Below are 1,406 nucleotides of genomic sequence, written 5' to 3' on the forward strand. Positions count from 1 at the left end.
GCCAACTCTATTTTCCATATCATATCTTGCAACTGCAAGATGCCCCTCTAAAGGAGTTACCCCAGGAGCAAGCGCATCTCGAATAAATCGATTTAACACATCAGTGTGCCCTGCTGGGTATAAATTCAAACGTTTTCGCCAAAGTTCCATGAGGTGTGAGCCATCCTCTCTCGTTTCAGCTACATCTACGTCCAGCGCCTCCATTGCTTCTCGAAACTCTGCATCAACAATATCACCAGCAGAAAGAACCACAGCGGTCACACGCTCTGGAGCGATAGCCGCCACCTCTGAAGCAACAAACATACCTGTGTGATGCCCAAGTATAGAAAACCTCTCTATATTTAACGCATTAACCAGTGCCAAAACACCTTGGGCATAGTGTTCAACCGTCTGTGGAGCAGCAAATTTTGCAGACTGCCCAAAACCGTACATATCCATAGCTATTGTACGCCAGCGAGTTGCCAACAGCGGTTGGACTTCAGCGAACTCATCCAGTGAGCGCGGTGTTTGATGCAATAAAATCATCACATCACCTGCACCCGACTCCGCGTAATGAAGTTGGCCCAGGTTCGTATCAATATAATTAAATACGCGCTGATCAGTGACGCCCTGAACAGAACAAGAACTTGAAATCGTCATATCGTTAACCGTTTTTATATTGAGACAACCATAAATCCGAGTCGGATTTCCCAAGAAAAGCTTCGTCAATTTCAAAATTTTCACGAACGTCTTCTGCATGTAGCGTAACAACTATGTTACGTCTGAAAACCAGTTGTAATCGATGCATTACTGAATAGCGCCAATGCCACTTACACGATATATATCTTGAACAAGGCGCACTGAACTGGTGCGTGAACACCCACAATGGATCCTCGACCCCAGTATGGCTTTGTTACAGAACACCCCACTTGTAGAGCCTTTGTTGGTGCTGCGATGTGCCACCATCTGCCAGATAACCTTACCGCCATCATTTTCTGGAAGCTTTTCCAAACCAGTAGGCCTGACGGCCGCCTCCGCCCTTTACGACAGTGCGGCTCGCATCAAGCCAATCAAGCCCTTCCAGGGAGGCACTTGATCGAGCCCGATCAAGAACAACTCGTTACGGATCTGTTTGCGCCTGCCGGAGTGCTCGGCATCAACGAAGGTAACCTGCCTCACAGGAAGGCTCCGCTTTCAGGATCCTGATTGCTTGCCAAGATCAGGAATTTTTAGAGCCCCCTTAGTGATCAAGCCTAGGCGCTGTAGCGATTTTTCGGCTGGAACAAACCTATAACTCTGATATTTTTAAGTATTGAATTTTCACGACATTTGCAAAATTTATTATCAACCAACATGGCACGATACCTGCTTGGACTCAGGTGATCATTTTAATAAGCAGGTGCAGGTTATGTCAGTATCTTCATTGG

At 46.6% G+C, this 1,406-nt stretch carries 1 protein-coding gene and 1 pseudogene; both read right to left on the reverse strand.

Features of this window, described 5'->3' with window-relative positions; genetic code table 11:
- The coding region (locus GIW28_RS30560; protein WP_236490495.1) for an alpha/beta fold hydrolase at positions 1-723 on the reverse strand (723 nt) is incomplete at its 3' end.
- A gap of 292 nt (positions 724-1,015) precedes the next feature.
- A pseudogene (locus GIW28_RS30565) lies at positions 1,016-1,158 on the reverse strand (IS5/IS1182 family transposase); the annotation flags it as partial.
- Positions 1,159-1,406 lie beyond the last annotated feature (248 nt).

Origin of the sequence: Pseudomonas sp. PA-5-4B (assembly GCF_021606215.1) — a bacterium.
GTDB lineage: Bacteria > Pseudomonadota > Gammaproteobacteria > Pseudomonadales > Pseudomonadaceae > Aquipseudomonas > Aquipseudomonas edaphica.